Origin of the sequence: Nocardiopsis sp. NPDC057823, assembly GCF_042797335.1 — a bacterium.
Lineage (GTDB): Bacteria > Actinomycetota > Actinomycetes > Streptosporangiales > Streptosporangiaceae > Nocardiopsis > Nocardiopsis changdeensis.
Genome location: NZ_JBHVLR010000037.1, coordinates 1 through 8,439, shown reverse-complemented (window position 1 = coordinate 8,439; position 8,439 = coordinate 1). Strand labels below are relative to the sequence as shown.

At 71.3% G+C, this 8,439-nt stretch carries 8 protein-coding genes; 6 read left to right on the top strand and 2 right to left on the bottom strand.

Features of this window, described 5'->3' with window-relative positions; genetic code table 11:
• On the bottom strand, window positions 1-827 hold an 827-nt coding region (locus tag ACFVNO_RS30950; RefSeq protein ID WP_355270103.1), incomplete at its 3' end, for an ATP-grasp domain-containing protein.
• A gap of 406 nt (window positions 828-1,233) precedes the next feature.
• Complete coding sequence (locus ACFVNO_RS30945; RefSeq protein ID WP_220563280.1) at window positions 1,234-1,641, bottom strand: cobalamin B12-binding domain-containing protein; 408 nt, start codon at window positions 1,639-1,641, stop codon at window positions 1,234-1,236.
• A 126-nt stretch (window positions 1,642-1,767) separates the two neighbouring features.
• Here ACFVNO_RS30945 and ACFVNO_RS30940 point away from each other — a divergent pair, with 126 nt between their 5' ends.
• The 6 genes from ACFVNO_RS30940 (at window position 1,768) to ACFVNO_RS30915 (ending at window position 6,348) form a co-directional block, all read left to right on the top strand.
• The gene (locus ACFVNO_RS30940) at window positions 1,768-2,052 is read left to right on the top strand and encodes a hypothetical protein (protein WP_220563281.1); all 285 of its coding nucleotides are present in this window, start codon (window positions 1,768-1,770) and stop codon (window positions 2,050-2,052) included.
• Between the two features lie 171 nt (window positions 2,053-2,223).
• Complete coding sequence (locus tag ACFVNO_RS30935; RefSeq protein ID WP_378898001.1) at window positions 2,224-3,663, top strand: AlkA N-terminal domain-containing protein; 1,440 nt, start codon at window positions 2,224-2,226, stop codon at window positions 3,661-3,663.
• A gap of 128 nt (window positions 3,664-3,791) precedes the next feature.
• Complete coding sequence (locus ACFVNO_RS30930) at window positions 3,792-4,355, top strand: methylated-DNA--[protein]-cysteine S-methyltransferase (RefSeq protein ID WP_355270101.1); 564 nt, start codon at window positions 3,792-3,794, stop codon at window positions 4,353-4,355.
• Between the two features lie 180 nt (window positions 4,356-4,535).
• Entirely contained in the window at window positions 4,536-5,576 is a 1,041-nt protein-coding gene (locus ACFVNO_RS30925; RefSeq protein WP_355270100.1) for a peptidoglycan DD-metalloendopeptidase family protein, read from the top strand.
• A 152-nt stretch (window positions 5,577-5,728) separates the two neighbouring features.
• Window positions 5,729-5,944: a type II toxin-antitoxin system HicA family toxin gene (locus tag ACFVNO_RS30920; RefSeq protein ID WP_355270099.1), complete on the top strand. Its 216-nt coding sequence runs from the start codon at window positions 5,729-5,731 to the stop codon at window positions 5,942-5,944.
• Complete coding sequence (locus ACFVNO_RS30915; RefSeq protein ID WP_378897997.1) at window positions 5,941-6,348, top strand: hypothetical protein; 408 nt, start codon at window positions 5,941-5,943, stop codon at window positions 6,346-6,348. Before ACFVNO_RS30920 ends, ACFVNO_RS30915 begins: the two co-directional genes overlap by 4 nt.
• The last annotated feature ends 2,091 nt before the right edge of the window (window positions 6,349-8,439 follow it).

Here is an 8,439-nt window from a genome sequence, read left to right as displayed (position 1 = left end):
TCGCCGGCGTAGGCGACCACGTCCAGGGTGGACATGACCAGGCCCGCACCGTTACCGATGATGCCGACCTCACCGTCCAGCTTGACGTAGTTGAGGTTCTTCTCCTTGGCGGCGACCTCCAGCGGGTCACCCTCCTCGGGAACGGCGAGGCTCTCCAGGTCCTGGCGGAACTCGGCGTTCTCGTCCAGGGTGACCTTGCCGTCCAGGGCGACGACGCGGCCGTCCTTGGTGAGGATGAGCGGGTTGACCTCGACGAGCGTGGCGTCCTTGCCGACGAAGGCCTTCCACAGCTTGGCGATGATCTCGGCGGCGCCCGCGGCGGCGGCCTCGGGGAGGCGGCCGGCCTTGGCGATCTCCGCGGCGACGGCCTCGGGGGCACCGGTCAGCGGGTCGATCGCGATCTTGGCGACGGCGTCGGGGTTGGTCTCGGCGACCTCCTCGATCTCCATGCCGCCCTCGGCGGAGCAGATCGAGAGGAAGTTGCGGTTGGCCCGGTCCAGCAGGAAGGAGAAGTAGTACTCCTCCGCGATGTCGGAGGCCTCTTCGACCAGGACACGGTGGACCGTGTGGCCCTTGATGTCCATGCCGAGGATCTGCTCGGCCTTGGCCTGGGCGTCCTCGGGGCCCTCGGCGACCTTGACGCCGCCGGCCTTACCGCGGCCACCGGTCTTGACCTGGGCCTTGACGACGACGCGGGGCTTGCCCGCGGCGGCGAACTCGTCGGCGATGGCACGCGCCTCGGCGGCCGTGCTCGCCACCTTCCCCTGGGGTACGGGAATTCCGTACTCTGCGAAGAGTTGCTTCGCCTGGTATTCGAACAGGTCCACGAGGGTCCGTCCTTGTAACTCGCTGGCTCAGGATGTCTACCGGGGTGGCCTGGTCCGGATCCGGCTCACCACCGCGTGTCACACGACGCGGATGCCCCGAACGGGGGTCGAGCCGACTACAGGGATCGAGATCGCCGCGGCGTCTTTAGCCACCCGCGACATGCGCAAAGCTTAGTCGCCTGAAATCCGGCCGCCGGACACCGGGGGCGCGTTGGCTGCGCCGCCCGCACCGGTGATCGCGGCGCAGGCGGCTCTCGAAAGCCCCCCGATGGGAAAATCTGTGACGAGCGCCACGGCCTATAACACTGTGAACGAGACGAAAGTCCCGGATCCCCACGTTATGGGCATGCGACCAACGTCACGTCGCGATGTCACGCCGCGGCGACACGACATGACACGTCACGGTTCAGGCGGCGTGCGCGGGCCGCACGTTCTCCTTGACCCACTCCGCGATCTCCGCCGTGGGCGCGCCCGGTGTGAAGATCTTCGCGACCCCCAGGCGCTCCAGCTCGGCGATGTCCTCGTCGGGGATGATCCCGCCGCCGAACACCCGGATGTCCTCCGCGTCGTTCTCCTTGAGCAGCTCCAGCACGCGGGAGAACATCGTCATGTGGGCGCCCGAGAGCACCGACAGCCCGATCGCGTCCGCGTCCTCCTGCAGGGCGGTCGCCACGATCATCTCGGGCGTCTGGCGCAGCCCCGTGTAGATGACCTCGACACCGGCGTCGCGCAGCACGCGGGCGACGATCTTCACTCCACGGTCGTGTCCGTCGAGCCCCGGTTTGGCGACGACGACCCGTGCTGCACCTGCCATGGTCCAACCCCTCACGGCCCCTTGTGAGGGCCCTTGTGCGAGAACGCTGCGAAACAATCCGATGCCCTGAAGAGTAACCCAGGTCACTAGAGGTGACGGGGCGCGGGGACGGGTATCGTCCGGAACATGGCACAGCAACAGGAACTCGACTCGCTCGGCACCGACGAACTGCGCGAGCGCGCCGTCGAACTGGCGCGCAAGAAGTGGGACCTGCGCTTCTTCTGGAAACTCCTGGGGCTGATCCCCGCCGCCGAGGCGATCGCCGGCAACCGGGAGGCCAGCGAGGCGAGTGTCGCCCAGCTCTCCGGGTTCGTGTACGAGGCACTGTCCGCCGAGAACGACCCCAAGGTCCAGGAGGCCCTGCGCCCCGTGTACATCGAGTACCTCAGGGAGCATTCGGAGGAGGCCTGAGCGCGGGGGTGTGAGGGCGCGGGCGCGGTTCGGGGGGGCGTCGGTACGGCGGGCCGGGAGCGCCGGAAAGGCCAGAACGGCCGGGCGGGTCGGGGGCTCCGGGAGGGCCTGACCATGATGTCCGAAAACCGCCGGTCCGGGTCCCCGGGATCGGCAAGTATGGATCCCGTGATGGACGATGAGCAGCGCTACCGCGCCGTACACGGCAGGGACTCCCGGTTCGACGGGATGTTCTACACAGCGGTGCGCACCACCGGTGTCTACTGCCGTCCCAGTTGCCCGGCGCGCACCCCCAAGAGGCAGAACGTCGACTTCTACCCGACGGCCGCCGCCGCCCAGGAGGCGGGCTTCCGCGCCTGCAAGCGGTGCCGCCCCGAGCTCACCCCCGGCTCGCCCGAGTGGAACATCCGCGCCGACGTGGTGGGCCGCGCCATGCGGCTCATCCAGGACGGCGCCGTCGACCGCGGCGGCGTGAGCGAGGTCGCGTCCTCGGTCGGCTACAGCGAACGCCAGCTCAACCGGCTGCTCACCGCCGAACTCGGCGCCGGGCCGTTGGCGCTGGCCCGCACCGAGCGGGCGCGCACGGCGCGCACACTGGTGGAGACCACGGACATGCCGATGACCGACATCGCGTTCGCCGCCGGGTTCTCCAGCGTGCGGCAGTTCAACGAGACCATGCGCGCGATGTTCGACCGGGCGCCCACGGAGATGCGCGGGCGCGCCGTGCGCCCGGGCTCGGACACGATCACGCTGCGCCTGGCCTACCGGGCGCCGTTCGACCTCGACCGCACCCTCGCCTTCCTCGGCGCCCGAGCCGTCCCGGGCGTCGAGGAGTTCCACGGCGGCGTCTACCGGCGCACGCTGCGCCTGCCGCACGGCCCCGCCACCGCGGAGCTGTCCGCGGGCACCGGGCACGTGCTGTGCCGCCTGCGCCTGGCCGACACCCGCGACCTGATGGGGGCGGTGCGCCGCTGCCGCCGCCTGCTGGACCTGGACGCCGACCCGCAGGCCGTCGCCGAGACGTTCGCCGGCGACCCCCTGCTCGGCCCGCTGTCCGCCCGCTTCCCGGGGCTGCGCTCCCCGGGCCACCCGGACCCGGCCGAACTGGCCGTGCGCGCGGTACTGGGCCAGCAGGTGTCCGTGGCCGCCGCCCGCACGCTCGCGGGCCGCCTGGTCCTGGCGCACGGCGAACCCCTGGCCCCGGAGCTGCGCACCGGCGGCCTCACCCACCTGTTCCCCGCCCCCGCGGCGCTGGCCGCGGTCGACCCGGAGGACCTGCCGCTGCCGCGCACCCGCGCCGCCACCCTCACCGGGCTGGCCGCCGCCCTCGCCTCGGGCGGGGTCGACCTGGGTCCGGGCTGCGACCGCGACGACACCGAGCGCCGCCTCCAGGAGCTGCGGGGCATCGGGCCGTGGACCGCCGCCTACGTGCGCATGCGCGGCCTGGGCGACCCGGACGTGTTCCTGGGCACCGACCTGGGGGTGCGCAAGGCTCTCACCGGCGGGGCGCCGACCGGGAGCACCGGTCCCGGTCCCGGTCCCGACCCCGACGACAAGGCGTGGAGCCCCTGGCGCTCCTACGCCACCCACCTGCTGTGGGCCTCACTGTGAGGGAGCCGGACATGGATGCGGGCGTGGATACGGGCACGGCCCCGGCGATCGGGCCGGCCATGGATACGGACGTGGACCCGGAGACCGAACCGGGCGTGGACGACGTGGATAGAGACGTGGATACGGACATGGACATGCTGCCCCTCGACATCGAAGTACCGGAACCGGCCCGCGCCGCCGCGGTCGTGTTCAAGGACCCGGCACCGGGCCCGACCCGGTTCACCACCATGGACTCGCCCGTCGGGGAGCTGACCCTGTACGGCGACGGACAGGCCCTGGGCGGTGTGCTCACCCCGGCCAAGGACGGGAGCTCCCGCCACGTGCCCGCCGACTGGGTCCGGGAGGACACCGGCGTGCTCGCCGACACCGCCGACCAGCTGCGCGCGTACTTCGCGGGCACGCTCACCGAGTTCGACCTGCCCCTGGCCCCCGCGGGGACCGAGTGGCAGCGGCGCGTGTGGACCGCGCTGACCACCATCCCGTACGGCGAGACCGCGAGCTACGGGGAGCTGGCCCAGGAGCTGGGCCGGCCCACCGCGTCCCGCGCGGTCGGCATGGCCAACGGGCGCAACCCCATCAGCATCGTGGTCCCCTGCCACCGGGTGATCGGGGCGGACGGGACCCTCACGGGGTACGCGGGCGGACTGGAGCGCAAGAGGTTCCTGTTGTCCCTGGAGGCGCACGGGGCGTGACCGGAGCCCTGGAGGGCCGGGCTTCTCGAAAAGCGAAGCTCCTCCCCTTGTCTACGCGTGGGCGTCTGGTTACTCTGCGGTAGCCGCGGTCCTGAGGTAGGACCACAGGCGCGGCCGGGGCCGTGACACCGTCCCCGGCCACCGTCGAACCCCGCTCGCTCACCCCCACAAGGAGAAGCGTTGACGCCCCCCACCCCCCGTTTCCTCGGCCTGTCCACCCTCGCCCTCACCTGTGCGGCCGCCCTGGTCGCCACCGCGGGCACCGCCCAGGCCGCGCCCGCCCCCGCGGCACCCGAACTCGCCGCCGCCGACAACGTCGAGATCCTCGTCGAGCCCGAGGTCTCCGCCGCACTGCCGGGCGCCCGGGGCGCCGGGAGCGCCGAGGAACCGCTCGCCGACGCGGTCGTCGCCGACGTCCTGGCCGAACAGGGCGCGGGCATCGCCGCCCTCGACGCCCAGGACAAGGACGTGCGCGTCGACATCCGCGAAGCCTCCGACGGCTCCGCGTTCGGCGTCGCCATCGTCGCCGTCCCGGTCGGCTCCGAGGAGGCGCCGGAGGCGTGGCTGTTCGCCGCCGACCACACCGCCCAGGGGTGGGAGGTGGGGCTGGAGGGCAGCGCCGAGTTCTCCGACATCCTCGGCGGCTCCGACCTCCTGGACGCCGAACAGCGCGAGGCCGTCGCCGCCGCCACCGACCCCGAACAGGACGTCACGGCCGCCACCTACATCGGTGTGGGGCTGCCGTTCGCCATCGGCACCTCGATGATCATGACCGGCGGCCCGCACGGCTGGGGGTCCGGACACCCGTACAGCTCCGTGGACTTCGCCGGCGGCAACGGCCAGGCGCGCGCCGCCCGCGGCGGGTACGCGTACAGCCTGTGCACGGGGTGGACGCGCGTCATCCACGACAACGGGTACTCCACGGACTACTACCACCTCGAGAACTACCAGTGGCTGCCCGGCAACAACGTCGGCGTCGGGCACTACCTGGGCACCCAGGGCAACAGCCTCTGCGCGGGCGGCTCCAGCACCGGCGCCCACATCCACTTCGGCCTGAGGGCGTACACGGACCCGAACGCCGCGGGCTGGTACGTGCCGCTGCACGGCCGCACCCTGGGCGGCTGGACCTTCGTCGAGGGCGCCGCCTACGGCGGCTACGTGTACCGCAACGGCGTCGGGACGGTGTACCCGGGCGGGTCGGTGTACAACTACGGCTTCTAGCCCCCGGGGGAGGCCTCCGGCCCGGATCGGCGGGCCTCCCCCACCACCGGTCCGACATGCACGAGGAACGCCGCAGCCCTCGTCTCACCAGGACGAACCAATAATCTAGCCCCCCTTTACCATTGATATCTAGGGGGGCTAGATTTATTCTCATGGTCAAAGGGATGAAGCGGCGACAGGTCGAGCAGGCACTCGGCAGGCACGGGTGCGTACAATCCCGGAACTCCGGCAGAGGCAATCACGAAAAATGGATCCGCCCGTGCGGAGAGCACCGAGCGATCATCCCCCGACACGGTGAGCTCTCCCCAGGAGTCATCGCCGACACGATCAAACGCATGAAGTGCCTACCGGAGGGGTGGCTCCAGTGAAGACTTACCAGGTACACGCCAAGCGGTGGGACCGCGGCTGGGAGCTCCACATCGACGGCGTGGGTGTCACACAGGCCCGCCACCTCACCGAGGCGGAGGAGATGGCCCGTGACTACATCGTCATGGCCCTCGACCTCGACGACGACACGTTCACCGTGGTCATGGAAGACATCCGGGTGGACGCCGAGATCGACGCGCTCTCCACACAGGCCCGCCAGGCCCAACGCGAAGCCGAACGCATGCAGCAGGAGGCGGCCCGGAAGATCGGGTGCACGGTCACCAAACTGCAAGGACGCGGCTTGAACAACCGGGAGATCGCCCGCTATCTCAAGATCTCTCCACAACGGGTCTCCCAGATCTCCTCCCGCCAGAAGAGACCGGCGGACCGGCACGACCACCTGTGATCTCACCTGTTCCCCTCCCGCGCCCTCCTGAGCCGTACCCGCGACCGCGTGCCTACCCGTACCTTTCAACGTTGTGGTGGGTGGCGGGTGGGTCTGTCGGGGGCCGAACCACGGTCGGAGGGCGGATCATCTCCTTCGGCTCCAGAGGGCGAGGGTGGGCGTTCCCGCCGCCCCGGACACATGAGGATGGGGGCCACAGGTGGCCTCCCGCCCGGGCCCGGGGGTCGCTCACCCACTCGGAGCCCTCAGCCCCCGCCGGAGGGCGACGCGGGGCCTTCGCCCTAGGGGGCGAAGGCCGTGGGGGGCTTCCCGCCTGACTAGGAACCTCAGCCACTGCCGGAGGGCATCGCTGGGCCCCCGCCGCAGGGGGTGAAGGCCGCGGGCGGCTTCGCGCCCCGGCCCCAGGGGGTTTCCACCCGACCGGGAAGCTCAGTCACCGCCGGGAGGTAGACCGCCTCCTGCGCCGCAGGGGGTTTCCCACCCGACCGGGAGCCTTGGCCATAACCGTGTCACGCCAGCGGGGTGCCCGGCCCCAGGGGGTGAGAGGTACGGGGAGGTTTCCAAGTTGTCCGCCATCTGGGAACGGCGGTCTGTGGTCGCAGCCACAGGTGACTGGTTTCCAAGAGCCCGATCGCTTGTGAAGGTACAGTCGCGGAGCGTGGATCCGTCCCCGCGCAGTCGGCGCCCGGCAGACCACCAGAGGGGTGCGTTGGACGGGCGTCCCGGGTGGTGGGGGTGCGCTTTCCGGGGACGGGTCCGCGCGAGGTGCGCACACCCGCACCGCCTGGAAAGGTTGGGGGCGCCGGCGGCGGTGAAGGCGCTCCACGCTGTTGCCTACTCCCGCGGATGACCGCGGTACGGATGGGAGTGGGGGTGAAGGCCGCGCGCACCCACAGCCCCGAGCCCCAGGGGGTGTGGAAAGGAAGAATCGCGACCCCCGCCCCAGGGGGTGTCGCCGCACGTACCCGGAACCCCGGCCACAACCCGGGCACCGGACCGCGCACCTCCGCCCCCGGGGGTGAAGGCCGCGCGTTCCCGTGGCATCAGCCAGAGGGGGGTTGGGGAGGCATGACCGCGACCCCGGCCACAGCCCGGAGGAGAAACTGGAAACCTCCGCCCCAGGGGGTGTTGCTGGAGGTGGCCGCCGATCTGTGCCCCAGGGGGGTTCAGGAAGGAGGAACCACCGCCCTCGCCCTACGGGGGGTGAGGCCCGCACCCGACTCCCGGCCCCGACCCACGGCACGGAAGGGCATTCGCGGCATGCACCCCGGGGGTCAAGGCCGCGGTTCTGTTCCCGGCCTGGGGCTGAGGCCGCGGGTCTTGGCGGCGAAACCCCCCATGGCGGGGGTCGCGGTTCTTCCTTCCCACACCCCCTACGGCCAGGGTCGCGGTCCTGTGCCCGGTCTGGGGCCAGGGCCGCGTGAATGCTCTGCCTTCACCCCCGAGGGGTCGGGAGGGCAATGCCGACAGGGGTTACTACGGCGGGCGGCTGGGGTGACAAGCGAGGTCTGAGCAACAGCCTGTTTCCAGTCGGAGCGTTCTTTCCCTGGACCTGTGGCTGAGCGTGCCGCCTGGCGCCGACCCGTCCCCTGAACCAACCCCCGCCACCCCGGACGTGCACTCAACGCACCCGCCCGGCGGTCTGCCGGACCTCGTACGCGGGGACGGATCGACGCCCGGCCCGGGTCTGTACCTTCCCAAACGGTGACCGGTGGAGCACAACGCTTCTGAGAGAGCGCCCGCAGACCGCCCACCCCAGGCGGTGACCGTCCTGGAAACCTCACAGTCCGCCTCACCCCCCGGGGCCCGAGCCGAGTACCGCCCTACCCCAACCCCCTCGGGCCGAGGCGGGAAACCACGTGCGGCCTTCACCCCCTGGGGCCGGGCACCCCACTGGCGTGACACGGCTATGGCCAAGGGCCCCGGGTCGGGCGGGAAACCCCCTCCAGCAAAGGCCCCAGGACACAAAAAAAAGGGGGGCCGCTACGCGACCCCCCACACACCCACACCCCGAAAACAGGGAAAGCCCCCACCCGAAGGCAGGGGCTCTCAACCCGAAGAAAACCGTGGCGGCAACCTACTCTCCCACCC